This is a genomic window from Clostridium sp. BL-8 (assembly GCF_002006495.1).
Classification (GTDB): domain Bacteria; phylum Bacillota; class Clostridia; order Clostridiales; family Clostridiaceae; genus Clostridium.
In genome coordinates this window covers 18,150-43,761 of sequence record NZ_LZZL01000012.1, presented here as the reverse complement: position 1 = coordinate 43,761, position 25,612 = coordinate 18,150, and the positions used below count along the sequence as shown (strand labels likewise).

Sequence of the window (25,612 nt, the reverse complement as noted above, 5' to 3'; positions counted from 1 at the left end):
ATATCAGATGCTTCTAGAATATTAAGAGAAGTAAAAAACATATATAAGGGGGATCTTTAATGAAAAAACATGTCTTAAAAATAATAACTGCTACACTTGTTGGTGCAATGGCGCTTTCCTTCACTGCATGTTCAAGTTCAACAAGTGTAGATAGTTCTAGTGGAGGAAATGGAACAATTAAATTGTCAATGTGGCATCAATCTGTTGGCGATACTGATCCAACTTCAAAATTACTAAAAGAAGCTGTTGAAGAGTGGAACAAAGAACATCCAGATATAATTGTAGAACAAGATGGAGTTACAGGGGAGCAATACAAAACAAAGATTAAAACAGCTATAGCAGCAAATGAGGGGCCTGATATAGAGTATATGTATGGAGGAAGTTTTGTTAAACCTTATATACAATCAGGAAATATGCTGGCTCTTGATGAATATCTTACTCAAGACGTTAAAGACAAGCTAGTTAAAGGTACTATAGATGGGTGCGTAGTTGATGGGAAGACTTATAGTTTGCCAATGTATTCATTTATAGCAAGCTTATATTGCAATAAAGAGTTATTTGATAAGGCTGGAGCCAAAATACCCACCACATATGATGAATTGCTTGATGCTGTAAAGAAGTTACGCGCAGCCAATATAACTCCGATAGCACTAGGAGAAAAAGATAGATGGCCTGGAATGTATTGGTTTGATATCTTTGCTATGCGTCAGGCAGGAAATGATGCAGCCATGGCAGCACTAAAAGATCCATCAAAATTTAATTCACCTCAATTCATAGAAGCTGCAAAAAAGATTCAGGAAATGGCTGATGCTGGAGCCTTTAACGATAACATGTTTAGTATGAGTTACGATGAAATGTTAGGTGCTTTCACAGGAGGTAATTCTGCAATGATGTTTCAAGCGAATTGGGTAAACTCACCAATAGAAGATAAATCAGCAGCTAGTAGTGGAAAAACTGTAGCAGTGCCATTTCCTTTATTTAAAGATGGTGCGGGTAAGGCAACAGAGTTTTATGGCGGCGGGGTAGATGGTTTCTATGTTAATGCAAATACAAAATATCCTAAGGAGGCTGCTCAATTCTTAATTTACTTAAGTGAAAAAATAGGTAAAGAAGGTTATTTAGCAAATGCAGGTCTACCATGCTGGGATACAAAAGGATTGGATACCTCTACAGTTTCTGATTTAACAAAGAAATCAGCAGAGCTAATGGCAACAGGTACATCATTTATTAACTGGTGGGATAATATACTCCCTGCAGATTCTTCAGAGACACATAAAAATCTCATTGCAGAACTTTTAGGAAAGAAGATTACTCCAGAAGAATTCTGCGATAAAATGTCTAAAGTAGAAGGGGAAAAGTAAAACAGCATAGGGCTTGTGGTAAAGCAAAAAGGTTTTACCACATGCTTTATTAAAGGAGTGATTATCATAAACTCTATTTTATCAAGTAAAAAAACAATTTGTATATTTGTGCTTCCAACGTTAATCATAATGTTTACAATTATATTTATTCCGATTATCTTATCGGTAAAATATAGCATGCTTGATTGGGGTGGTGTAGGAAGCGGAACATTTATTGGATTAGATAATTATAAGAATATGTTTATGGACGCAAGATTCTTGCATTCAGTTAAGAATTCATTATTATTTGCATTTGTTTCTATAGTAATCCAATTGCCAATATCTCTTCTTTTAGCGTTAATTTTAGCTTCAGGAGTTAAATTTGAAAAGTTCTATCGCACAGTGTATTTTATACCTGTAATTATTTCTACTGTTGTAATTGGACAACTATGGATTAAAATATATAATGCTGATTATGGACTACTAAATACTATACTTAGAGCTATTGGACAAAGCCAATTAGCCCATGACTGGGTAGGAAAAGAAGATACAGCTCTAATAAGTTGTTTTATTCCTATATTATGGCAGTATGTAGGCTATCATATGTTGATTATGTATGCTGGAGCAAAGTCAATCTCTTCAGATATTAACGAAGCAGCAAAGATAGATGGAGCTTCTCCTATAAAAACAGCATGGTATATTACTATTCCACTTTTAAAACCTATTTTAAAGGTTTGTATGACTTTCTCATTGATTGGTGCGTTGAAGGTATTTGATTTGATTTATGTATTAACTAATGGTGGGCCATTTTTCTCGACAGAAGTTCCAAGTACCTTGATGTATACTACTATTTTTGATAATTATAAATACGGCTATGGAAGTGCAATGTCGGTATTTATAATAATAGAATGTTTGATACTTACAGTAATGCTCGATAGACTTATTAAAACAGAGTAAAAATGGAAGGAAGTGAGTTAGGATGAAAATGCTTAAAAGTTCTTCAAACGGTAAAAGGATGATAGGTAAAATACCTGTACAGATATTTCTCATTATTGTTGCAATAATACAGATATATCCACTTGTATGGTTGGTGCTATTCTCTTTTAAAGATAATGGTGAGATATTTGGTGGTAACATTGCTGGCCTTCCACATGTGTGGCGTATTGAAAACTATGAAAGTGCTATTAAACAGGCTAATGTCATGAAATATTTCCTTAACAGTGTAATTGTTACAGTAATCACTATAGCTTTAGTGCTTTTGTTGTCTTCTATGACAGCTTATGCAATCAGCCGTATGAAATGGAAACTTAGCAAACCTACTTTGATAATAATATTAATAGGAATGATGGTGCCAATTCATGCAGCATTATTGCCGTTATTTATGGTTCTTAAGAATTTAAAAATGTTAAACTCATATTGGGCCTTGATAATACCTTACACAGCTTTTGCTATTCCAATGGCGGTTATTATATTAGCAGCATTTTTACAAGGGATTCCAAAGGAATTGGAAGAAGCGGCAGTAATAGATGGATGCGGTATTTTTAGAATATTCTTTTCTATAATTATTCCTATTATAAGACCAGCTATGGCAACCGTAGCTATATTCACATATCTATCTTCATGGAATGAGCTGATGTTTGCAGTAACCTTTATAAATAAAGCTGAATTTAAAACGCTTACTGTAGGTATTATGTCTATGGTAGGTAATTATGTAACAAAATGGGGAGATATAGGTGCAGGACTTGTTATTGCAACAATACCAACAATAGTGATATATATACTTTTAAGTGAGCAAGTACAAAAGAGCCTTATTGCTGGTGCAGTAAAGGAATAATATAAAGCATTTGTATGATGCATGGTTAAAAAATGATTGAATAGTAATAATTTGTTTTTATTTCTGTGCACTAAAAATTAGTTTTGAGAGGTGTAAAATGGCAAAGATAATTATTAATACAGATATTAAGAAAGGAAAAATAAATAAGAATATTTATGGTAATTTTGCTGAACATTTAGGGAGATGTATTTATGGTGGGTTTTGGGTAGGAAAGGACTCGAAAATACCAAATATAAATGGGATAAGAAAAGATGTAGTAGAAGCTTTAAAAGAGTTAAAGCTTCCAGTTCTTAGATGGCCAGGAGGATGTTTTGCTGATGAATATCATTGGAAAGATGGTATAGGTGATCAAAAGTCAAGGCCTAAGATGGTGAATGTACATTGGGGTGGAGTTACAGAAAACAATCATTTTGGTACGCATGAATTTTTTGAACTTTGTGAGCTGTTAGGAGCAGAACCATATATTTGTGGTAATGTAGGAAGCGGAACTGTTCAAGAAATGAGAGAATGGATTGAGTATATGACTTTTGATGGAGAGTCACCAATGTCAAATTTAAGAGCAGAAAATGGTAATAAAGAGCCTTGGAAGCTTACATACTTCGGCGTTGGAAATGAAAACTGGGGCTGTGGTGGTAATATGCGTCCAGAATACTATGCTGATCTATATAGAAGATATTCAACCTATGTAAGGAACTTTGGGGATAATAAAATATTCAAAATAGCCTGTGGTCCTAATGATTATAATTATAACTGGACTGAAGTGCTTATGAGAGAGGCAGGCAAATTTATGGACGGAATGAGCTTGCATTATTACACAATACCGGGGGATTTCTGGCTAGGTAAAGGTTCTGCTACGGAGTTTAATGAAGAAGAATGGTTTCTTACCATAAAAAAATCAATGATGATGGAAGAGCTTCTTGCAAGGCATTCAGCAATTATGGATAAATATGACCCAGAGAAGAGAGTTGCTTTAATAGTGGATGAATGGGGGACTTGGTTTGATGTTGAACCAGGAACAAATCCGGGATTTTTGTATCAACAAAATACAATAAGGGATGCCTTAGTTGCTGGAGTAAATTTTAATATTTTTCATAAGCACTGTGATAGAGTGCAAATGGCGAATATAGCTCAGACCATAAATGTACTTCAAGCTGTTATACTTACAGAAGGTTCAAAGATGATATTAACTCCAACTTATCATGCTTTTAATATGTATAAGGTTCACCATGATGCTGAATTAATTGATCTAAATATTGAATCAGGTGACTATATTTTTGGTGAAGATAAGATACCACAGGTAACGGCTACTGCCTCGATGGACAAGGATGGCAAGCTCCATATATCATTATGTAATTTAAGTCCTATAAAATCCGCTGATATTCAGTGCGAGCTTAGAGGGAAAGTAATGGATAAGGTGACAGGAACTATACTTACTGCAGATGCAATGAATGCTCATAATACCTTTGAAGATCCAGATAAAGTATCACTAAAATCATTTGATGCTGCAAGTATAGCAGAAGGAAGACTTACAGCAGTACTTCCTGCTATGTCCTTAGTTACATTGGAGCTAAAGTAATTAGATGGCATATATAGATAACTGTAAAGGGTGCTCGGCAAGTGTCAAGGTTCCACCAGAGGATATAAAAGCAATGATCTTAAGTATTATTAATAGCAAAAATTTTAATTTAGTATCTGAGGAAGTGTATAGTAGAAGACTTCAGAAATGCGAAAGCTGTAAATATCTAGAGTATAATACAACCTGCAGAGAATGTGGATGTATTGTGCAGGTTAGAGCCTTGCAGCAGGAGAAAGATTGTCCATATCCCAACAACTCTATGTGGAAATAAGGTTATGAGGGCAAAAAGTTAAAGTCATATGTATAAGACAAATTAGACTTTTTAGATGAAATTTTATATTGTAGTTAAGTTTAGTTGAATCTGTTCCAAAGAGCATTTAGTCAAGGGGAATGATTAAGAATAAATATATGTTATAGCGTTGGTATATTGTTTTTTACTGAGTTAAAAATATAAAATTTGAGGTGAAAGGTATGAATATTAATTTTGATTTATTTCCAGAAGGAAAAACAAAAGCATTAACCATGAGTTATGATGATGGACAAATTTTTGATAGGAGATTAATAAGCATATTTAATAAGTATGGAATAAAAGGTACGTTTCATTTAAACTCAGGAATCCTAGATAAGGAGAATTTTATAACTAAAGCTGAAGTTGCAAAGCTTTATGAAGGTCATGAGGTTTCCCTACATGCAAAAACGCATCCATTTTTAGACTGCATACCAGTTGAAGGTATCATAGAAGAAATAGTTGAAGATAGAAAATGCTTAGAGTCTTTAGTTGATTATCCTATTAAAGGAATGTCTTATCCTTATGGAGCTTTTAATGGAAAGCTTATAAAAACTCTTGAGAGTCTTGGAATTCAGTATTCAAGAACTGTAGTTTCACATCATGATTTTTATATTCCAGAAAATTTCTTGGCTTGGAATGCAACTTGTCATCACGATGATAATCTTATGGAGCTTGGACAAAAATTTTCTGATTATGAATTTAAGGGAAAGTTAAAGCTGATGTATGTTTGGGGACATAGCTTTGAGTTTGAAAGAAATAATAACTGGAATTTGATTGAGAATTTTTGCGAGTTAGTTTCTAAAAATAAAGAAATTTGGTTTGCAACAAACATTGAGGTAATGAGATATATTAAGGCATTAAAAAAACTTGAATTCTCTGCAAAAGGAGATATTGTATATAACCCTACTGCAATAACAGTATGGATTAGCGTAGACGATAAAGCTGTGGAAGTTAAATGTGGAGAAACAATAAGATTATAATATATTAAAATTTAAATTTATATTATTAAAACCACCTTTTCTGATGTAAAATTGATTTACAAATCTAATTTTCATCAGAAAAGGTGGTTTAATTATAATCAAAGATTAAGAATAAAATAACGTACTTACTATTATAAAGTAAGTGTGATAAAATAACTAAAGGTGGTGATTGAAAATGGAAAAGTTTCATATGTGTCCAAAGTTTGAAAATGCCTTTGAACTACTAGGGAAAAGATGGACCGGTTTGATTATAAGAACGTTATTGAATGATCAAAATCGTTTTTCAGATATAGCAGAAGCAATTCCTAATATGAGTGCTCGTATGCTTACAGAAAGATTTAAGGAATTGGAGAAGGAAGGAATTATTATAAGAAAGGTTTATCCAGAAACTCCAGTACGAATAGAATATGAGTTGACGGAAAAAGGAAGAGATCTTCAAAGCGCTATGGATGAAATTCAAAAATGGGCAGAAAAATGGACTTAGCTAATATATTATAAAATGTATAAGAAAGTGGCTTAATCAAAATGAATTTGAGGCAGCCACTTTTTTAGCTTTTATGAAAAACTGGTATTTAAAATAATATTTAGAAAAATAGTTTTAAATATTATTGACCAGCAATAATAAGTGTATTATAATTTATGTATAGTTAGTTACTAAAAGTAATGAACTATATTAAGTTATTTAAATGAGTTTTTGTAAGTTCGCTGAATTTAATAGAAAGATTTGGGATATTTTGATTATATATTAATAGTAATGAATAGGAGGGATGTAAAGTGTTACGAAAGATTGATAATACGAGTATGGGAAGTAGTGATCTGGGATGGTTAAGAAGTAAATTTCATTTTTCTTTTGCAGAATATTATAATCCATTTAATATTAGGTTTGGAACTTTAAGGGTTATAAATGATGATTTAATTGAACCCGATACCGGATTTGATACACATCCTCATAAAGATATGGAAATAATAACATACGTAATTAATGGTGATCTTACACATGAAGATAGTATGGGGAATAAAAACACAATAACTCGCGGACATGTCCAATACATGAGCGCTGGAACAGGAGTATACCATAGTGAATTTAATTATGGTGAAGAAAGATTAAGATTGTTACAAATATGGATATTACCAGACAAATCAGGGCATAATCCTGATTATGGAGACTATAGGTTCAAGTGGAATGACAGAGAAAATAAATGGCTTCATATGGTTTCAAGTAAAGAAGGAGATGCTCCAATAAAAATAAATCAAAATACAAATATTTACTCTTTAGAACTTGAGAAAGAAAAAGAAATTAAATTCTTTGTAGATGAAGGAAGGCAAGCGTATTTAGTTCAGATAGAGGGAGCTTCTAAAATAAATAATATCGAATTAAATGCTCAAGATGGACTAGAAATAGTTGAAGAAGATGTGTTAATTAAAGCAAAGGAAAATTCTCATATTCTAGTTTTAGAAATGAGAAAAGAATAGTAGATTTCATTATAATTAAAAATTATTATAAATATGTTTTATAAATGAGGAGGAATGATTTATGTCAAAAGATTTTTTAAGTGCAGTAGCAGATAGACGTTCATATTATGGAATAAGTAAGGAAACAGTTGTTTCAGATGAAAGAATTAAAGAAATTATAGAGCATTCTGTTAAACATACTCCATCAGCATTTAACTCACAAAGTGCAAGGATAGTTTTATTGCTCGGCAATGAACATGATAAATTATGGGACATTACAAAGGAGGCTTTAAGAAAGATCGTGCCAGCTGACAAGTTTAAGGATACTGAAGATAAGATAAATTCTTTTAAAAGTGGATATGGCACAGTTTTATTCTTTGAGGATAACAGTATAATAGAGTCTCTTCAAGAAAAATTTGCGCTTTACAAGGATAACTTTCCAATTTGGTCGCAGCAATCAAGTGGAATGCATCAATTTGTTATTTGGACAGCATTGGAAATTGAAGGTTTTGGAGTATCATTACAACACTATAATGAACTTATTGAAACAGATGTGAAGAAAGAATGGCATATACCTGATAGCTGGAAGATTATTGGACAAATGCCATTTGGAAAACCCACAGCAGAGCCAAGTGAAAAAGAATTTAAGCCATTAGAAGAACGTATTAAAGTATTTAAGTAATTATATAAATAGTGAAGGAAATCATATAATTAAAATTCATTGCATAATTTTAAAGATTATGTTCCAATTCTATAATAAGACCCACGAAAATATGGATTTCGTGGGTTGTTTTTATGTTTATATTTAACTTATTATTCATTAGCAGAAAAATTAGCAGAAAGGGATATAAGAGACATACAAAAAAGTTATATAACAGGAGAATTAGAAAGTAGTTATAAGATTGCTAATGGATTATAAATATATCTATTATATTAAATTCAATTATTTTAATTTTCTTGACTTGATGTATTTATAGAGCGCATCATTAAGCCTCCATAATGCATTGCTATACATAAGCTGCCAACTAATAACGTAATTGCTATAATTGTTACTATAAGTACCATCTTTAATATACTCTTATCCATAAACAGACCTCCATGATTTTCTTTAAGTAATCTTTATATTATACCACATTTTATATCATCTGTTTGATAATATTATTTTAATAAAATCACCTTTCTCTGTATATTTAGATTTTTTTTTAGTAAATAGCAACTTTCATATAATTACTCAATGATATGCTACCTTTTTGATGATTGTCTAATGAACAAAGTAATGATTATATGATTATTAAAGTTGCTATAATTTGAAAGGAAATTTCTAATTTTTGTATAATTAATTATATGAGGATGGTGAGAATTATGAATGCAATAGAAAGAGTTATTATGAATCTTAAAATAAAACCATATGGTATGAGTTTTCGTGAATTGAATGAAGTCTGTTTTGCAACTTATAATAAAATTTTAATCGGATCAACACTTTTAAGGCCAATGGAGCTTATGGAACCCACTTTGAACTATTTAGAGGAAACTGATCAAATAATAATTGAAGACGAAATTGTCAAATTGAAAGAAAAATAGTGAATTGAACTGTACGATAATATTAAAATATACACGAGTAAAAATTGTTTGAAATCAAATAAAGAGCAGCATATCAAATATGTTGCTCTTTTTATAGTAAATTTACTTGTGGAGTAAATGCTAATGAAGAAAATATTATTAACTTTGTAACTTTATTATAATTGGCCAATGTGTCAAGAGGGTGACAAATTTAAGTTATAATATGTAAATTTGGTTCAGTAATTAATAAAAAAGTGCTTTTGAAAATTGAATAATGTGATATTTGCAATGTATGTTACAATAAATTCATAGCGATAATATATTGTTCATCAATTTTTTTGTAAGTTGGATACTATATATTGTACACAAATTTAAAAATATAAAAGGAGTGTATCAGCATGAATAGCAAAAAAGATGTTTTAGATAATGGTCCTTTTTTTCATGGTACTAAAGCAGAACTAAAAATTGGAGATTTATTAGAACCACAACATTTATCAAATTACCAAAATAAAAAATCTAATTATATTTATTTTACTGCAACATTAAATGCTGCTAAATGGGGTGCTGAATTAGCCACATCTAAATCAAAAGAAAGAATTTATATTGTAGAACCATTAGGTGAATTTGAAAATGATCCGAACTTAACTGATAAGAGATTTCCTGGAAATCCAACACGCTCTTATAGGTCTAAATCTCCTTTGAAAATAATAGCCGAATTAGGTTCATGGGAAAGACATTCTGATGAGGAAATAAATCATATGCTTTCATCTTTAAAAAAGTTAAATGATGAAGGAAAAAATGTAATATACGATTAATTCATAAATATACAATTTGCAGCATTGCAAGGAATTGGTGAGGCATTTTATTAAATCATGAACTAATAAAATTAAATACTAAATTGTAAAATCGCATTATTCAAGATATTTGAATTGCGGTTTTTTTAATGCATTATATTAAAAAAGTTCGTAGTATCATAAGAGAAATATTAAATTTTGTCCAATTGGTAAAAAAATTATTACTTATGGAAATTGCAAATATGGACAAAATAAATTAATAAGAAGAACAAGGATAATGAAAAAATGAATATAAAGATAAAGGAAAAGTTAAATAGCATTAATGTGCAGATAATTTATAGTAATAAAAAAATAAGCTTCTATACATAAAGAAGCTTATTAAATAAACAAATTATAAAAATTAAAAATATTATTACGTAATAGGATTTACTGGAGTGAAATCTAGCTGCCCATCACCAAATATTATAATACTATAATCTTCTTCCATAGGTTTTAAGACATATTTTATAGAGTTTCCTTCCAAACGTATAGATTGTTCTATTCTTTTGTTGCTATCAAATATAATAAGGAAACTTTCAGCGGGTGAAACATTTTGAACAGCATACTCAACATTTAAAAGTAATTTTAAATCACTTATTTTATAAATACCTTGAGAAAATGTTCCTGGAGGTTGGGCACTAATGGGAATAACATTTAAATTAAATGATACAAACAAGAAAATAGAAAATATAATAATAAACTTTTTCATTGCACTAACCACCTCTAAAGTTATTTTAAGCCAATTAAATGCATTGTTATTATGTGAACTTAGGAAACAAATATTCAAGATGTAGAAAATTTATAGTAAAAGACCTTTTATTGAATGATTACTTCACCATTACCAATTACTATAATTCTGTAATTAGGCTGCAAAGGTAGTAGACTATAACTTTCTGAATTAGGTTTTAAGCGTATAGACTGTATTTGGAGTTGATTTTCATCAAAGAGTAGTATATACACACTTTGACTAGGAGAAATATTCTGAATGGTATACCTATTATTAGGTGAAATATTAAAATCGGATAATTTATATATACCCTCTTTAAAAGTAGTGACTGCAAATGCAGATATTGATAAAAATATATTAAATGATAAAGATAATAAAATTACGAATATAATGAACTTTTTCATCGATATGTAACCACCTTTCAATTTTATTTTGCGTCTTGTCAATAATAATATTCATAATATTTAGTTGAGAAAAAATTATCAGAATATGTTAGATGAGAGGAAAAGAAATTATGTATTAAGTAGAAGAATAGTTCACAATACTAAGATGGCAAGAAATTTAAAAAATAACAAATGAGCTCCTGCAAAGAGGGGCTCATTTGTTATTTTTGGTAATACTATTATTAAAAATATTTTCATTATAGGTGGAATAATTGGATTTATTTTAATGATACCATTGTTTATAACATCATTAAGAAAAGTAAGACCAAAAATGAAAGGACTGCAGTGGAAAGAGCTACAAGGATGGGCCTACTTATTTTATTTACTAGCATATGTTCATATCGTATTTATATTACTAAATTATAAGAAAATTAATTGGCTAAGATTAGCAGCATATACATTAATCTTTGGCGGTAATATGATTCTGAGACTAGTGAAGAGAAGTACGAGTTAATCAATAAACTTTTAGAATTTAGTAAAAGTAGAAATTAAGATTTGATTCATATTAATTGTTGGTATTATACTGTTCTGAGAGTGAATTTATTACATTTTTATTAAAGTATGAGTAAAAATTATATAACAAGATGTATAACAAGGAAATTGAAATAATAGATTTAACCTCTTTAAATGCGTTAATTATCATTAAAATTAGCTACTATTATAAATCATCTTTTCTTTTGACCTCCTTTTTTCATTCTTATCTCAAAAATTATGAATATTTTTCCATGACCAAGTCTAAAATTTATAATATAAGTGAATTCAAATTGATAAAAGAAGGTGTTTTTAAATAAAGGAATATAAAATTGAAGATGTAGATTTAAAGACAGCAAGGAATTTAAGAAAAGAAATTTGCGAAAAGTATAAGATCATACCGATAAAGGAAAAAACAAACGAGATAATAGTTTTAGCCTATGAAGCTACTGAAGAAGCCAAGGAATATTTAAAATTCATCTATAATAAAGATATAGTTATCGATACTGTAGAAGAAAACAACTTTGAACATCTAAAAAATATTATTTTTGGCGAAGATAATAAAAATTTAGAAGATGTATTAATATTCAATGCAATAAGAGATAAAGCCAGTGATATTCATATAGAGCCGCAGAAAACCTGCGTCTTTGTAAGATACAGAATAAATGGAAGCTTGGTTTTGGTTCACAAAATTGACTCAAATGAGTATACTACTCTTGCGTCAAAAATAAAATTAAAAGCAAACATGGACATAACTGAAAAGAGGAAACCACAAGATGGAAAAATAATGGTTAATTATAAAAATCTAAAATATGATTTAAGAATATCATCTATCCCAGTAGTTTACGGGGAAAAGCTGGTAATAAGAATACTATACTGTGATAATTTTGATTACAGCCTTGAAGATTTAGGGTTTTCTGAAAATGAAATTAAACTTATTAGAAAAATTATATCTTTAAAGAATGGATTATTTTTGACTTGCGGTCCGACCGGAAGTGGCAAAACTACTACTCTCTACACAATATTAAAAGAAATTGACTCTAAAGCTCAAAATATTACGACACTTGAAGATCCAGTTGAAATTGTAATGCCAAATATAAATCAGATGAGCTTAAATAAAAAATTAAACATAGATTTCTCTAATGGACTTAGAAGCATCTTACGGCAGGACCCAGATGTGATAATGATTGGGGAAATAAGGGATGAAGAAACTGCCAATATGGCAGTAAGAGCATCAATTACAGGTCATAAGGTTTATAGCACAATTCACTGCAGATCGGCAAGAGAAGTATACATAAGGCTTGAAAACATGGGCGTTAAACCTTATTTACTAAGCGATGCGTTAGTTGGAATAATCTCTCAAAGATTAATAAAGACTTTGTGCGAGAGATGTAAGGAACTAGATAATGAAAACTCAGTTGATGGGAGAAAAATATATAAGAAATGCGGATGTAAAACTTGCAATTACTCTGGATATGGGGGAAGAGAAATTATTAGTGCAGTTCACTTTTTAGAGGAAAAGAACAAAAAGAAAATTGAGGAGCTTCATGAAGATAATAGCTATTTATCAAATGAGAATATGAAGCACGATTTAGAAAAACTACTATATGAAGGCAAAATATCAAAAGAGGATTATTTAGAATTCATTGAAGGAGAGAGATTAAATGAATTTTAGTGGAAATTATTCTTCAAAGGAAGAAAGTGGTGAAATATTTGAAAATTCAGTTTTTAAGAAATTCAGATTAAGAGGAATATTTAAACAAAAAGCAGATGAAAAACAACTTGCTTTTATTGCTGAAAATTTAGCTCAAATGTACAATGCAGGAATACCTATTGCTATGGCTGTGGAATTAGTAATTGATATTCTTTCAAATAGGGTATATAAAAACAGTCTATATAATATATTAATACACATTAAAGAAGGAAAGAGTTTATCACAAGGTTTTGGACAATATAAAGAGTTATATCCATATTTATTTGTGGGAATGATTGCAATAGGAGAAAATACTGGTAAGTTATATCAGGTGTTAAAAGGTCTTAGTGAATTCTATAGTAAATTGCTATTTATTAAAACTGAAATTAAAAATGCATGTATTTATCCGATATTTGTACTTATATCCTTAGTTGCATTAAGTATATTTTTTGTAAATACAGTAATCCCTAACTTTTGTGAAATATATAAATCAATGAATGTTAAATTACCTGCAGCATGCCAAATTCTATATAATATAAATAATAATATGAGAGATGATCCACTAATAACAGGAATAACAATAGTATGTTGGACGTCAGTTATATTAATTATTCTAAAAGAGTGTTCTAAAAAAATTACTATAGATAAATTTAGCAGAATACCCATAGTAAAAGGCTTTTTTGAGTATATGATGGTTTTACTTTTTTCAATAATAACAAGTACTGGAATTAATATATCCCACGCACTTGAATATTGTGAAGGGAGTATAAATTCTGCTTATCTGAGAAAAAAGGCAGGGGAGATAAATTTAAATATTTTAAAAGGCAAGACTTTAACAGAATCTTTGATGTTAAGTGGAATATTTTCTAAGCATACACTAGCTATAATAAAAATTAGAGAGGAAAGTGGAACAATTGAACAGGGGTTTAAGGAATTATCACAAGATTTAGAATATAAATTATCAGAGCAGATAAAAAAATATTTAAAGTGTATAAATCCTGCTTTTATGTTGATAATGGCAGGATTTATAGTTGTGTTTTTATTGGTATTTGTGTTGCCACTATTTAATAATCTTCAAAATGGAATTAGATGATGAAAAGGCGTGGATTTACATTAATAGAGACAATGGCAAGTATATTTATATTGACTCTTTTATTTAGTGTAGGAAGTTCTTTAAGTGGATTAAGCAATAAAATATCCTATAATATTAAGGGAATAGGATATAATTATGAGATACAAGATTTACTTTCATATGCTAAAGCTGTATGCAGAGAAAAAAATAGATATGGGAAGATTACTATAACGGCGAGCAAAAATGAAGTGCGATTTATAGAAGGCTGGGATAGTATAGAAAAGATTATTAAGCTGCCAAGTGGAATGAGGATAATCAGTAATGATATTAGTTTAATGATAACACCTACTGGAAAAATAACAAGAGGATATACAATAAAAATACTTGATGGATTAGGAGAAAGACATGATATAACAATTAATGTAGGAGTAGATTAAGGCGTGAGGATAGTGGAGATTATTATATGAAAAAACAAGGGAGTATCTTAATTGAAGTAATAGCAGCTGCTATGATTTTGATGGTGACTACAACATTTATGGTGAGTACGATTATACAAAGCAGAAATATGTTGAAAGAAAGAATTTTGCAGGAAGAAGTAAGTCGGACTATATGTAATATGATCAGCGAGTTTAAATATAACTTAACTAAAGAAGAAATAGAAGACATGCTAAGTAGAGAAGATGATAAAATAGGACTGAAATATAAAGAGGATTTATCAAGACGATTAGTTGATACAGATGTTAAGGATCTTGAACGCGGAGATGATATTAAAATAAGCAGATTAAGTGAAAATAATATGGGAGTGAAACTAAAAATTGAAGCAAAAATTAATTCTAATGGAGAAGAAGTTGTTTTAGAAAAAGAGTTTACTAAAAGCTGGTGGATGGATGAGGTATAAGAAAAAGAAAGGATTCACAATTATAGAATCGTTAGTGTATATTTTTTTGACAACAATAATTTTATCAGAAGGAATAAATTTATATATTTCAATTTATAAATCATACATAGATGATGCTAATTTATCTATTAAATATGACAAATGTCAGGATTTTTTTATAAATTTAGATAACATAATATCCAGAGGACGCTTTGAAAAGGTAATGGTAGATAATAATAGTATTACGTTATTGAAAAATAGCGATGTAGAGGATTCGGATAAAATAATTAAGTCATATAATGGCGCGATTGTTGTGAAATACGTAGATGGGAATGTTACAAAAACTATAAATACAATAATTGAAGATATAGATAATCTTGAAGTGAGAAAGAAAGGAAAGTTAATTTATCTAATAGTACGTGATAAAGAAGGAAAGGAATTTATAAAGTGTATCTGAAGAAAAGAGGAACAGTTTTAATAAGTACGATAATCATCCTAGCTTTGATGACTACTCTCGGGTGTCTTATATTTGAAATGATGAGAAATAATAATGAATTACGCAGTGTTTATGAGTTTGATAAAGACATTTATGATTTGGATAAAGATGAAGAAGAGATTCTTTATAAATGCATGCAAGAACTAAATGATAAATATAAAGAAAATCAATTAAATGAGGCGGAAAGCATGTTTTTAAATGATTTTGATATAGAAATAGATGATGACAGCAGTCTCAATTATAAAGCTCAAGACGATAAATTTTTTTTGAATACTAAAAATAGAAATGACAGAATTAGAAAGCGAGAGATTTCATATATCTTTAAAAAGGATGAGATGATTTTAATTCCAACATATAAATTTATGAATGAGGATGAATAAAAACTTATAAAAAAGGGAATAATAACTATAAGTCTGAAATTAGGAGAAAATATGAAAAAATCTATAATACTAATTAATAAAAGTTCTTTTGTATTTAATAATAAAGAATATAATTTCGATAGAATAAATGAAATAGTTGATTTATTTAAACCTAGGTTAAAAATAGTCATATTAGAAGAAAATCTTTATGTGAAACAATTCAATGATAAGGTTAAAAAGCACAGGATGTACGAATTCGTAAATAATAAAATTAATAATAATTTTCCTCAAACAGGAGATTTATTATATGATTTTGAAAAGAAGAATAACATTATTGTTATATATTCTATAAAGGGTGCTAAAAGAGTAGAGAAGCTATCAGTAGCTTCGAGCTTTTTGGAGATTAAGCCAATCCAATTTATAATAAAAGAAGTAATGCAGAAAATTTTAAAACGGAATAATTTTAATGCAGATGTAGTAGTGAAGCTTAATGAATTTTATTACTTTACTAGCTTTAAAAAAGGATTATTTAATTATGGTTTTGTTAATGATAATGAGAAGTTAATTTTAAATGAAATTAATGATTCTGAGGAAATATACATGGACAATAATGTTTTTGATATATTTTCTTCTAAGAACAAGGTTAAGATAATAAAATTAAACGTAGGAGATTTAATTAATGAAAAAATATATGAAAAACAAAAATTTTATTCCGGAAAAATTTTATTATAAAATGGAATTAAAAGAGCAGAAAAATGAAAGAAGAGTTATAATTTTATTTTTACTTATAAATTTATCTTTGTTTTCAACAACTTTTAAGTATATTAGAAAAAGTTATCATAAGCAGCCTATAACTCATAGCACTACAGAACAAAATAATATTAATTATAATAATGTTAATACATGGATAAGAAACGTATTTAAAGATGATATTGAAGAAGCATATATTAACAATAATAATGGAGAAATTATAGTAGAAAGTGTTGATAAAATTAATTATTTGAATTTAGATAATTCAATAAATATAAATGATGTGAGTTTGGATAATGATAACAGGTATAAGCTAGGAGTAGGCTTAAATGAATAAATTATGTAAATATTGTATAATAATATTATTGATTATGTTAGTTTTTGTGCAAATATTTTGTATAAATGCTATAGAAAGAGAGAACAATATTAATGCATTCAATGCACAGAATTATAAATATAAAAATAAAACTATAACTGAGATTACAAATGATTTAAGTTACATAAATGATAAAACAATTGTATCTGCGACATATACTGGTGGAAAGTGGCATGTAAAAGTACGAATAAAGGGAGATAAAGATCAGCTGATAAGTGAATTATCTAAACTAAAAGATTATGATATAAGTAATTTTATAGTGAATAAAAATGAAAAAGAAAAATATGTAGAGTTGGAATTAAGTGCTAAAGAAAGTGTTTAAATAATGATAAAATTATAAATTTTTACTATAAAATAATTAGAAAGATTGCAATTGTTATCGTCTTTTGATAAAATATGAGTGTTATGTCAACGGTTAAGTGTATTAAGCTTAATGTTTGAGGATATAGTTATAGTGTAATTAGTTTTATAAATTTGGAGGGATCTTTAATGATAACAGCAGGAGATATAAGAAAAGGTGTAACTTTTGAATTGGATGGACAAGTATTTACAGTAGTAGAGTTTTTACATGTTAAACCAGGAAAAGGAGCAGCATTCGTAAGAACTAAACTTAGAAATGTAATTTCAGGTGGAGTTACAGATACAACATTTAATCCAACTCAAAAATTACAAGATGTTGTAATTGAAAGAAAGGAAATGCAATATCTTTATTCAGATGGAGAATTGTATTACTTTATGGATCAAGAAACATATGAACAAATTCCTTTAAATTACGAAAAAGTTGCTGATGCAATAAGATTCTTAAAGGAAAATATGTTTGCAACAATTAAATTCTATAAGGGTGAAGCATTCTCAGTAGATGCACCAAACTTTGTTGAATTATTAATTACAGAATCTGAACCAGGTGTTAAAGGAAATACAGCTACTAATGCAATGAAACCAGCAACACTTGAAACAGGTGCAGTAGTAAATGTTCCTATGTTTGTTAATGAAGGAGATACTATAAGAGTAGACACAAGAACTGGCGAATATATGGAAAGAGTTTAGGCATACATAGGTTGCTAAGCATGAAGCTTGGCAACTTTATTTATATATGTATGATGCGTATGCCAAACATTTAACTGCAAATATTGAGAAGGAAGTGAAAAGATATGGAAGAGCTTAGCAAAGAGGTTGAAAACTTAAAAAAGAGTTTATCTAAAATAGAAAATAAACAATATCAAGAATATTTTAATAATATATCGTCTATTTTAGAATTAATGACCGCAAAACTAGAAGAATTAACCATAAATCAAGAAGCCATTGAAGAGAATATAAGGTTTATGGATGATGATTTATCTGATATTCAAGATGAATTGTTTGAGGAATTATCGATAGATGAATTAAATGATATGGAAGATGAATATAAAGAAATAAATTGTGCTCATTGTCATAAACAAATTTTTATAGAACAATCTGCTCTAAGCAATAACGAAGAAATTCCATGTCCATATTGTAATAAAAACATTAAGGGATAAAACTATATATTAGTGGGTACTTTTAGTACATTATATAATTATCTTAATAATATAAATACAAAAAGGACTATCTTAACAAAAAAGTTAAGGTAGTCCTTTTTGTATTTGCAAAGAAATAGAGTGAGAACTTAATAGAAATTCTAAATTTATAATTTCTAAATAAACTATTTTTATCTAAACATAATTAAGTAATATTTTAGAATAACATTACATATTAATTAAATAAAAGAACAGTGGAGGAGGCAGTGAGAAGTTTGATAGGTGAAGAGGAAATTGTAGCAATTTTTCCGCTTAAAATAGGAGAATTACTTAGGGAGAGGCTTTTAAATGAACAAATTCATGAGTTTAGACTTAAGATTGGACAACCAATTTTAGTTTATTCAAAGTATGGAGAAAGTATCATAAATTATTTTCCTACAAAAGAAGATATGAAAAGCATGATTCAGAGGATTTCTAGTTATTCATTATATGCATATGAAGAAGATATAAGGCAGGGCTTTATTACGATTAAAGGAGGACATCGAATAGGTATAGCAGGTGAGTGTGTTATGGAAAAGGGTGAAGTTAAAACTATACGGAATATTTCATCTATTAATGTGCGAATTTGCAGAGAAGTTATAGGATGTTCAGATAAAGTAATGAAATATATAGCTTCTTCCCATAGAATTTATAACACAATAGTGATATCACCTCCTAAATGTGGTAAAACAACAATCTTAAGAGATATTGCCAGGAATATATCGAACGGAGTATCTTCTTTAGGATTAAACGGAAGAAAAGTGGTAGTAATAGATGAAAGAAGTGAAATAGGAGCATGTCATTTTGGAGTTCCACAAAGTGATTTAGGAATAAGAACTGATGTATTAGATAATTGCTTAAAGAGAGAAGGACTTATTATGGCAATTAGAAGCCTTTCTCCAGAAGTATTGATTTGTGATGAAATAGGAACTAAAGGAGATATTGAAGCACTTATTATGGCTTTTAATTCTGGAGTTAATATAATTACTACAATTCATGGATTTACTATTGAAGATTTATACAAACGAAAAGTTTTAGGTGATTTACTTGATAATGAAATATTAGAGAGAGCGATAATATTAAGCAATAGAAATGGTGTTGGAACTATAGAGAAAGTGTATAGCCTAAAAGGAGGTGACAACATGTGCTTAAATTGAGCTTATCAATATGCATATTTATTTTAAGCACTTATATTGGCTTTGCATATGGAGAAACTTTCAGAAAAAGACAGAATCAACTTAAGGAAATATTAAAAGCATTAACCATTCTTGAAAATGATGTTATGTATGGAACGACCCCTTTACCAGAAGCACTAGAAAATCTTTCACATAAAGTATGCAGTCCACTAAGTAGTTTTACAGAAGCTATTGCAAACAGGCTAACAAAGGGCAATGTTGAAAGCGTTCATCAAGGTGCAGTGGAAGAATTCAAGGGTTTAGATAAAGAATTTTATTTAAATAAAGATGATAAAAAGATTATGGAGGATTTTTTTAAGTCTCTTGGGGAATCTGGGGTGTATGGTCAAGAAAAGATATTCTTTTTAGCTATTGAGGGTATAAGAATGAATTTAAATGATGCTGATGATAGCGCTAAAAAAAATATAAAGTTGTATAGATATCTTGGAATGTGCTTAGGGGCAATGATAATTATATTTATAATATAAAACATGATGATAATGAATTCTAATATGATATGACTGGGGGAAGATGAATGCATGATATAAGTATTCTATTTAAAATTGGCGGCGCGGGGATACTTTTAGTGGTCTTAGATAAGGTGTTAACTAGTAGCGGAAAAGCTGAAATAGCAGCTATTACTAACATAGCAGGAGTTGTAATAATTCTCCTTATGATAGTTTCACTTATTGGTGATTTATTCGGTACTGTTAAGACGATGTTTGTGATGTAGGTGATATTATGCTTATATTAAAAATTGTAGCATTAGCCTTTACAGCATTATTTATTCTAGTACTTATTAGAAGATCTGGCAGTGAAATTGGACCACTACTTTGTATAGGAGCGAGTGCGTTAATCCTTCTTATTATGATAGAACCACTTAAAGAAATAGTTGACTTTATAAAGGAAATTGCTGATAAAGCAAACATTGATACAGTTTATATTGGAATTGTATTAAAGATTTTGGCAATAGCATATATAGCATCATTTTCAAGTGCACTTTGCAAAGATGCTAATGCCGATAGTCTTGCAACACAAATTGATTTTTCAGGCAAGATAATGATTTTATTACTTGCAATTCCAATACTTATGGCTGTGTTAAATTCTATATTGCAAATAATGTAGGTGTAGATTATGAAGATAATAAAAAGAGTTACATTTCTATTAATAATGAGTCTTGCAATAAATATTATTGTCTCAGTCTCATTTATTCCAGGTACTGAAGTTTTAAAAATAAATACGGTTTATGCAGCAGAAGAAAATAGTAATAAGGATACGAATGCTAAATCTAATTTCAATTCAAACTATGATAATAAGCCAGAAGAGAATAAACAAGTTACAGAAAACACAGATGATAATATAGGGCAATTGGACGGGAGTGCTAAGGAAGAAATTTATAAGCTATATGATTACATTAGCAAGATGAAAAGCGATGAAGAACTTATGGACAACTTAGATCCAGCAGAATATATAAAGACATATATAAAAGAAGGAAAGGGAAATCTTTCTCTTGATACAATTTTAAAGGCTGTTTTAAGCATAACTTTTAAAGAAGTTAAGAGCGTTTTAACACTTATAATCTCAATAGTTACAATAGCAATAATATGTTCACTGCTTAAGAATCTGCAAGAAGCGTTTTCGAGTGAAAGTATATCACAGATTGCTTTTTATGCCTGTTACTCTCTAATTATAGTATTGTTATCAAAAAGTTTTATTATTTCAATTTCAGTTGCAAAGGATGTAATAAGTGATGTCTCGAATTTTATGAATGCTTTGCTTCCAGTACTTATTACAATGATTTCACTTGCAGGAGGGATTAGCCAAGCTGCAACATTGGATCCTATCGTACTTGGTGCAGTGGTATTCATTCCAAAGATATATTCCAATGTCATAATTCCAATGATACTAATGGGCTTTGTTCTTGAATTTGCTAATAATATCTCGACAGAACACAAGATAACAAATCTATGCAAGTTATTTAAGCAAGTTATCGTATGGTTTCAGGGAATACTAGTTACAATTTTTATAGGATTATTAACAATTAGAGGAATAACATCAACTACAATTGATGCAGTTACATTAAAGACAGCAAAATTTGCTGTAGATAATTTTATTCCCATAGTGGGGAAAGCATTTTCAGATGCTATCGCTTCTGTTGCAGGATATTCACTCATCATAAAGAATGCAATAAGTTCAATAGGCTTAGTTGTTATTATTTTAATTCTATTGCATCCTCTTATTAAATTAATACTTATTACATTTATATATAAATTATCAGCAGCATTGATTGAGCCAATAAGTGATTCGAGGATAACAAAATCTATAGAAGCGGCAGGGAGTTCAATGGTATTAATAATTTCATGTGTTCTTACTGTAACTTTAGTTTTCTTTGTTCTCATTAGCATTATGGCGTCTTCTGGAAGATTTATAGTTGGAGGATAGGAATAGCTTATGTTTATAGAAACTTTAAAGAGCATTGTGATAAATCTTGTTACTGTTCTTATATTCATAAGTGCAGTAGAGCTTATGGCTCCCGATAACAAGATGAAGAAATATATTAAATTTGTATTAGGATTAATACTCATAACTGCGATTTTAAATCCGATTTTAAAGCTTGTATCAAATGGAGGAAGGGATGTTATAAGCAATATTAAAAATTATGAAGAGGTCTTTTCAAGGGAAGAAAATAAAATCAATTCTGATAATGGAGATGCATTTACAAAAGATGATAATGAAAATAGCAGGAAAAAAGCTTTTGTAAATAACTTTAATAAAAATTGTGATAATCTACTTAGAAATAAATTTAAAAATGAGGACTTTAAAAGTGAAGTTGACTGTGATATAGATTTTTCTAATATAACTTTTAATGTAAAAAAACTAAAGATAGGTGTAGCTGATAACAAGGTAAACAAGGTGAAAAAAATTGTGATAAGCGATAACAGTAATGAAAATGCAAAAGATGAAAATGAGAAATATACAGAAATAGTAAATTATATATCTGATGAATTAGATATTTCAAAAGATAAGATAGAGGTATATCCAATGAAAAAGGATTCAAATTAGTTGATTCAAAGATTAAATGGTTATATACACACTGTTTGTGATTAAGAAGAATAGGAGGTAAAACATGGATAAAAATAACTTGAAAAAAGAAATTGATAAAATATTGGGACAAAAAAATTTTAGAAATTTAATAATAATATGCTTAGTTTTGGTGTTCATTTTGATAGCTATGAATGTATTAACATCTGGTAATAAGAACTTAATTAATAATAATAAATCAGAGGCTATAACAACTGCAGATAGTGGAGATAAAACTAAGCTAAGTGGTGAAGAAGAAGTAAATTATGAAGAAAAACAGAAGATAGACTTAAAGAATATATTAAAAAAGATGGATGGAGTTGGTGACGTTGAGGTAATGATGACATTTGAAAATGGAGAAGAGAAAGTTCCGGCATATGATAAAAATGTTCAAAAATCAACTACAGAGGAAACTGATACAGAAGGTGGAAAGAGAGTAAATAATCAAGATACAGATTCATCAAAAATTGTTATGTCAACATCAGATGGAAATAATGAGCCATTCATATTAAAAACATATAAACCTAAAATTGTTGGAGTTATAGTACTTGCTGAAGGAGCTGAAAACAGCAAGATAAAATATGAAATAGAACAAGCATTATCTAAACTATATAACTTAAGTTTAGATAAGGTTAATGTATATAGCATGAAGAAGTAGCATATAATTTTATAGAAAAAGAATGGGAGGAAGTTTATTATGACAAAGAAACAATGTGGGATTATTTTTACATTATTAGCATTAATACTATGTGTAGGGATGCTAGCTGCAAAACTTAATAATGGAGGATTAAATGATCCAACAGATTTAAGTCAAGTTTTATCTGCTGATAAATCAACTAGTGAACAGGATGCAGAGGCATTAAATCAACAAAATAATTTTTATGATGCTAAAAGCCAAAGAGATCAACAGGATTCAGCTACGATTCAAACATTAAATTCGATAATTTCAGATGCCAATACATCAAAAGAGCAAAAGGATGAAGCTACAAAAGAATTAACTCAAAAGACAATGACAAAAGACAACGAAGGAAGAATAGAGCTTAGTATTAAAAATAAGGGATATGAAGATGCTTTATGCAGATTAGATTCAAATAAAGCTACAGTAATCGTTAAATCGGCAACAGAGTTACAAGAAAATGAAACTGTAGCCATACAAGAAATTGTTCAAGATATATCAAAAATAAAAGATGTAATAATACAAGTTCAAAAATAGCAAAAAAACCATAATGTATTTGTAATGTTAAATTATATTTGATATAATAAACACAAGATTATCATGTTTTGTTATTACAAAACCTAGGAGGTTACGCAACATGGAAGATTTAGTTAGGGAAGAGAACATTGGAGTAGTTAAAATTTCTGATGAAGTGGTGAGTGTCATAGCTGGTATCGCGGCACAGGAAGTTGATGGAATATTAGATGGTCAAATGAGTGTTACAAATAACTTAACAAACATATTTAAAGGTAAAAAAAACACTGCCAGAGCAAGTAAAGTAACATTGGAGGAGGACAGAGCAATTATTGATATGAACGTATCAGTTGAGTATGGAAGAAAAATTATGGATGTTGTATCTCAAGTCCAAGATAATGTGAAAAAAACTGTTGAGGCAATGACTGGACTATATGTAGAGGCAGTTAACATTTGTGTTCAGAATATTTACTTACCTAAAAAGGAAGAAAGTGAATCTAACTAGTTTGATTTTCGCCCTCTGAAGCTTTCAGAGGGTGTTTCTATGTGAGGCACATTCAAAGTTAGCGGTCTATTTTTTACTTAAGGAAGCTCAATTAGCATATTTATACTTATTAAGTTACTGTTTATCAGCAGACTGTCTTAATAGGATATTATTTATGAAGATAATTTACCTTCTTGCATGCTGAAAAATAATCATAATATATTTGACTGTTAATCTCTTTCATGTGTCTAATAGGTTTAAAAGAAATTAAAAATGTGTATAATTATAAACGTACATAATAACTATGATACGTGTTTTAGGAGGAATATATGAATAGAAAGTTATCAAGGGAAAAAACTATGGAGTTATTATTTGGAATGACTTTGAGTAAAGATACAATAGAAGAGGTAGTAGAAGGATTTGTAGAAAATTACGAAGGAAATATAAAAGAAATTGATTTGACTTATGTAAAACAAGCATTAATTGGTATTGAAAATAACAAAGAAGAAATTGATAAGGTAATTGAGGCTAATTTACATAATTGGAAGATAGATAGAATATCTAAAGTAAATTTAAGTATATTAAGACTTGCAACATATGAGGTGGTGTACGATAAGGAAGTTCCAAGAAATGTTGCAATTAATGAAGCTTTAGAAATTGCTAGAAGATATTCAGATGAAAAAAGTGTAGCATTTATAAATGGAGTATTAGACAAAATTAAGGAAAATTAGTTCTATATATTGTAGAATTACATAATGTATACATTACCATCGATTAAAGTATTATACATATGTTGCAATTAATTTTATGCATTTTATATCGAGATATCTACTTAGACTATAGCTATTCCAAATGTAATTTTATTATTGCAACATATATATATTTTTGTAAAAAAGAAAAAATAATAATATAGATAACAAATAAATAAAAGTAATAAGTGGTAAGAGATAAGTTGAAGTTACAAATTGAGAGTAAAAAGTGATAAGTTAAAGTGAGGAGTTGAGGATGAAATTCCTAAAG

The 25,612-nt window shown here is 29.1% G+C and carries 35 protein-coding genes; 32 read left to right on the top strand and 3 right to left on the bottom strand.

Annotated elements, in window-relative coordinates; all coding sequences use genetic code 11:
* Nucleotides 1-59: 59 nt before the first annotated feature.
* The 9 genes from CLOBL_RS05420 to CLOBL_RS05380 all read left to right on the top strand — a co-directional run bounded on the left by CLOBL_RS05420 (nucleotide 60) and on the right by CLOBL_RS05380 (nucleotide 8,153).
* Complete coding sequence (locus CLOBL_RS05420; protein ID WP_077858079.1) at nucleotides 60-1,361, top strand: extracellular solute-binding protein; 1,302 nt, start codon at nucleotides 60-62, stop codon at nucleotides 1,359-1,361.
* Between the two features lie 66 nt (nucleotides 1,362-1,427).
* Nucleotides 1,428-2,297: a sugar ABC transporter permease gene (locus CLOBL_RS05415; protein WP_077858232.1), complete on the top strand. Its 870-nt coding sequence runs from the start codon at nucleotides 1,428-1,430 to the stop codon at nucleotides 2,295-2,297.
* Between the two features lie 22 nt (nucleotides 2,298-2,319).
* Nucleotides 2,320-3,174, top strand: coding sequence for a carbohydrate ABC transporter permease (locus CLOBL_RS05410; RefSeq protein ID WP_077858078.1), 855 nt, complete (start codon nucleotides 2,320-2,322; stop codon nucleotides 3,172-3,174).
* A 97-nt stretch (nucleotides 3,175-3,271) separates the two neighbouring features.
* On the top strand, nucleotides 3,272-4,750 hold the full coding sequence (locus CLOBL_RS05405) for an alpha-N-arabinofuranosidase (protein ID WP_077858077.1): 1,479 nt from the start codon (nucleotides 3,272-3,274) through the stop codon (nucleotides 4,748-4,750).
* Between the two features lie 4 nt (nucleotides 4,751-4,754).
* Entirely contained in the window at nucleotides 4,755-5,021 is a 267-nt protein-coding gene (locus tag CLOBL_RS05400) for a DUF6171 family protein (RefSeq protein ID WP_035301812.1), read from the top strand.
* 200 nt (nucleotides 5,022-5,221) lie between these two features.
* On the top strand, nucleotides 5,222-6,019 hold the full coding sequence (locus CLOBL_RS05395) for a polysaccharide deacetylase family protein (RefSeq protein WP_077858076.1): 798 nt from the start codon (nucleotides 5,222-5,224) through the stop codon (nucleotides 6,017-6,019).
* Nucleotides 6,020-6,194: 175 nt separating this feature from the next.
* Nucleotides 6,195-6,503 (top strand): helix-turn-helix domain-containing protein, encoded by a 309-nt coding sequence (locus CLOBL_RS05390; RefSeq protein ID WP_009170374.1) that lies wholly within the window; start codon nucleotides 6,195-6,197, stop codon nucleotides 6,501-6,503.
* A gap of 290 nt (nucleotides 6,504-6,793) precedes the next feature.
* Nucleotides 6,794-7,492, top strand: coding sequence for a pirin family protein (locus CLOBL_RS05385; protein WP_077858075.1), 699 nt, complete (start codon nucleotides 6,794-6,796; stop codon nucleotides 7,490-7,492).
* A gap of 61 nt (nucleotides 7,493-7,553) precedes the next feature.
* Entirely contained in the window at nucleotides 7,554-8,153 is a 600-nt protein-coding gene (locus tag CLOBL_RS05380; protein WP_077858074.1) for a nitroreductase family protein, read from the top strand.
* Between the two features lie 266 nt (nucleotides 8,154-8,419).
* On the opposite strand, the gene CLOBL_RS27890 is transcribed toward CLOBL_RS05380, so the two are convergent.
* Nucleotides 8,420-8,557, bottom strand: a complete 138-nt coding sequence (locus tag CLOBL_RS27890) for a hypothetical protein (protein ID WP_179117683.1) — start codon at nucleotides 8,555-8,557, stop codon at nucleotides 8,420-8,422.
* Nucleotides 8,558-8,833: 276 nt separating this feature from the next.
* Here CLOBL_RS27890 and CLOBL_RS05375 point away from each other — a divergent pair, with 276 nt between their 5' ends.
* Together CLOBL_RS05375 and arr are read left to right on the top strand one after the other, a co-directional pair.
* Nucleotides 8,834-9,052 carry a hypothetical protein gene (locus tag CLOBL_RS05375; protein WP_077858073.1) on the top strand — a complete coding sequence of 73 codons (219 nt, stop codon included), beginning with the start codon at nucleotides 8,834-8,836 and terminating at the stop codon, nucleotides 9,050-9,052.
* A gap of 377 nt (nucleotides 9,053-9,429) precedes the next feature.
* The gene (arr, locus tag CLOBL_RS05370) at nucleotides 9,430-9,846 is read left to right on the top strand and encodes an NAD(+)--rifampin ADP-ribosyltransferase (protein WP_077858072.1); all 417 of its coding nucleotides are present in this window, start codon (nucleotides 9,430-9,432) and stop codon (nucleotides 9,844-9,846) included.
* Between the two features lie 391 nt (nucleotides 9,847-10,237).
* Here the strand turns inward: arr and CLOBL_RS05365 are convergent, their stop codons facing one another.
* Nucleotides 10,238-10,573: a hypothetical protein gene (locus CLOBL_RS05365; RefSeq protein ID WP_077858071.1), complete on the bottom strand. Its 336-nt coding sequence runs from the start codon at nucleotides 10,571-10,573 to the stop codon at nucleotides 10,238-10,240.
* Between the two features lie 107 nt (nucleotides 10,574-10,680).
* The gene (locus CLOBL_RS28465) at nucleotides 10,681-10,995 is read right to left on the bottom strand and encodes a hypothetical protein (RefSeq protein WP_077858070.1); all 315 of its coding nucleotides are present in this window, start codon (nucleotides 10,993-10,995) and stop codon (nucleotides 10,681-10,683) included.
* An 826-nt stretch (nucleotides 10,996-11,821) separates the two neighbouring features.
* Between CLOBL_RS28465 and CLOBL_RS05350 the strand changes: the two genes are divergently transcribed.
* From CLOBL_RS05350 to nusB, 21 genes are all read left to right on the top strand, one after another.
* Nucleotides 11,822-13,180 (top strand): GspE/PulE family protein, encoded by a 1,359-nt coding sequence (locus CLOBL_RS05350; protein ID WP_179117691.1) that lies wholly within the window; start codon nucleotides 11,822-11,824, stop codon nucleotides 13,178-13,180.
* Nucleotides 13,170-14,291 carry a type II secretion system F family protein gene (locus CLOBL_RS05345; protein WP_077858068.1) on the top strand — a complete coding sequence of 374 codons (1,122 nt, stop codon included), beginning with the start codon at nucleotides 13,170-13,172 and terminating at the stop codon, nucleotides 14,289-14,291. The genes CLOBL_RS05350 and CLOBL_RS05345 overlap by 11 nt, the downstream gene beginning before the upstream one ends.
* Nucleotides 14,288-14,707, top strand: coding sequence for a prepilin-type N-terminal cleavage/methylation domain-containing protein (locus CLOBL_RS05340; RefSeq protein WP_179117684.1), 420 nt, complete (start codon nucleotides 14,288-14,290; stop codon nucleotides 14,705-14,707). The genes CLOBL_RS05345 and CLOBL_RS05340 overlap by 4 nt, the downstream gene beginning before the upstream one ends.
* Nucleotides 14,708-14,733: 26 nt before the next feature.
* On the top strand, nucleotides 14,734-15,168 hold the full coding sequence (locus CLOBL_RS05335; protein ID WP_077858066.1) for a hypothetical protein: 435 nt from the start codon (nucleotides 14,734-14,736) through the stop codon (nucleotides 15,166-15,168).
* Nucleotides 15,158-15,604: a hypothetical protein gene (locus CLOBL_RS05330; RefSeq protein WP_077858065.1), complete on the top strand. Its 447-nt coding sequence runs from the start codon at nucleotides 15,158-15,160 to the stop codon at nucleotides 15,602-15,604. The genes CLOBL_RS05335 and CLOBL_RS05330 overlap by 11 nt, the downstream gene beginning before the upstream one ends.
* Nucleotides 15,595-16,023, top strand: coding sequence for a hypothetical protein (locus CLOBL_RS05325; RefSeq protein WP_077858064.1), 429 nt, complete (start codon nucleotides 15,595-15,597; stop codon nucleotides 16,021-16,023). The genes CLOBL_RS05330 and CLOBL_RS05325 overlap by 10 nt, the downstream gene beginning before the upstream one ends.
* 51 nt (nucleotides 16,024-16,074) lie before the next feature.
* On the top strand, nucleotides 16,075-16,734 hold the full coding sequence (locus CLOBL_RS05320) for a hypothetical protein (RefSeq protein WP_077858063.1): 660 nt from the start codon (nucleotides 16,075-16,077) through the stop codon (nucleotides 16,732-16,734).
* Nucleotides 16,682-17,089 (top strand): hypothetical protein, encoded by a 408-nt coding sequence (locus tag CLOBL_RS05315; RefSeq protein WP_077858062.1) that lies wholly within the window; start codon nucleotides 16,682-16,684, stop codon nucleotides 17,087-17,089. Before CLOBL_RS05320 ends, CLOBL_RS05315 begins: the two co-directional genes overlap by 53 nt.
* Entirely contained in the window at nucleotides 17,082-17,450 is a 369-nt protein-coding gene (locus CLOBL_RS05310; protein ID WP_077858061.1) for a hypothetical protein, read from the top strand. Before CLOBL_RS05315 ends, CLOBL_RS05310 begins: the two co-directional genes overlap by 8 nt.
* Nucleotides 17,451-17,617: 167 nt before the next feature.
* The gene (efp, locus tag CLOBL_RS05305) at nucleotides 17,618-18,175 is read left to right on the top strand and encodes an elongation factor P (RefSeq protein WP_009170393.1); all 558 of its coding nucleotides are present in this window, start codon (nucleotides 17,618-17,620) and stop codon (nucleotides 18,173-18,175) included.
* A gap of 104 nt (nucleotides 18,176-18,279) precedes the next feature.
* Entirely contained in the window at nucleotides 18,280-18,645 is a 366-nt protein-coding gene (locus CLOBL_RS05300; RefSeq protein ID WP_077858060.1) for a CD1247 N-terminal domain-containing protein, read from the top strand.
* A gap of 254 nt (nucleotides 18,646-18,899) precedes the next feature.
* Complete coding sequence (gene spoIIIAA, locus CLOBL_RS05295) at nucleotides 18,900-19,820, top strand: stage III sporulation protein AA (RefSeq protein WP_143323839.1); 921 nt, start codon at nucleotides 18,900-18,902, stop codon at nucleotides 19,818-19,820.
* The gene (gene spoIIIAB / locus CLOBL_RS05290; protein ID WP_077858058.1) at nucleotides 19,808-20,326 is read left to right on the top strand and encodes a stage III sporulation protein SpoIIIAB; all 519 of its coding nucleotides are present in this window, start codon (nucleotides 19,808-19,810) and stop codon (nucleotides 20,324-20,326) included. Before spoIIIAA ends, spoIIIAB begins: the two co-directional genes overlap by 13 nt.
* Before the next feature lie 47 nt (nucleotides 20,327-20,373).
* A complete protein-coding gene (spoIIIAC, locus tag CLOBL_RS05285; RefSeq protein WP_009170397.1) occupies nucleotides 20,374-20,571 on the top strand; it encodes a stage III sporulation protein AC in 198 nt (65 codons plus the stop codon).
* An 8-nt stretch (nucleotides 20,572-20,579) separates the two neighbouring features.
* Nucleotides 20,580-20,963, top strand: coding sequence for a stage III sporulation protein AD (gene spoIIIAD, locus CLOBL_RS05280; protein WP_009170398.1), 384 nt, complete (start codon nucleotides 20,580-20,582; stop codon nucleotides 20,961-20,963).
* 9 nt (nucleotides 20,964-20,972) lie between these two features.
* Nucleotides 20,973-22,280 (top strand): stage III sporulation protein AE, encoded by a 1,308-nt coding sequence (gene spoIIIAE, locus CLOBL_RS05275; protein WP_077858057.1) that lies wholly within the window; start codon nucleotides 20,973-20,975, stop codon nucleotides 22,278-22,280.
* A gap of 9 nt (nucleotides 22,281-22,289) precedes the next feature.
* Nucleotides 22,290-22,901: a stage III sporulation protein AF gene (spoIIIAF, locus tag CLOBL_RS05270; protein WP_077858056.1), complete on the top strand. Its 612-nt coding sequence runs from the start codon at nucleotides 22,290-22,292 to the stop codon at nucleotides 22,899-22,901.
* Nucleotides 22,902-22,965: 64 nt separating this feature from the next.
* Nucleotides 22,966-23,577, top strand: a complete 612-nt coding sequence (gene spoIIIAG, locus CLOBL_RS05265) for a stage III sporulation protein AG (RefSeq protein WP_077858055.1) — start codon at nucleotides 22,966-22,968, stop codon at nucleotides 23,575-23,577.
* Nucleotides 23,578-23,616: 39 nt separating this feature from the next.
* A complete protein-coding gene (locus tag CLOBL_RS05260) occupies nucleotides 23,617-24,132 on the top strand; it encodes a SpoIIIAH-like family protein (RefSeq protein WP_009170402.1) in 516 nt (171 codons plus the stop codon).
* Nucleotides 24,133-24,232: 100 nt separating this feature from the next.
* Entirely contained in the window at nucleotides 24,233-24,613 is a 381-nt protein-coding gene (locus tag CLOBL_RS05255) for an Asp23/Gls24 family envelope stress response protein (protein WP_009170403.1), read from the top strand.
* 308 nt (nucleotides 24,614-24,921) lie between these two features.
* Nucleotides 24,922-25,323: a transcription antitermination factor NusB gene (gene nusB / locus CLOBL_RS05250; RefSeq protein WP_077858054.1), complete on the top strand. Its 402-nt coding sequence runs from the start codon at nucleotides 24,922-24,924 to the stop codon at nucleotides 25,321-25,323.
* Nucleotides 25,324-25,612: the final 289 nt, after the last annotated feature.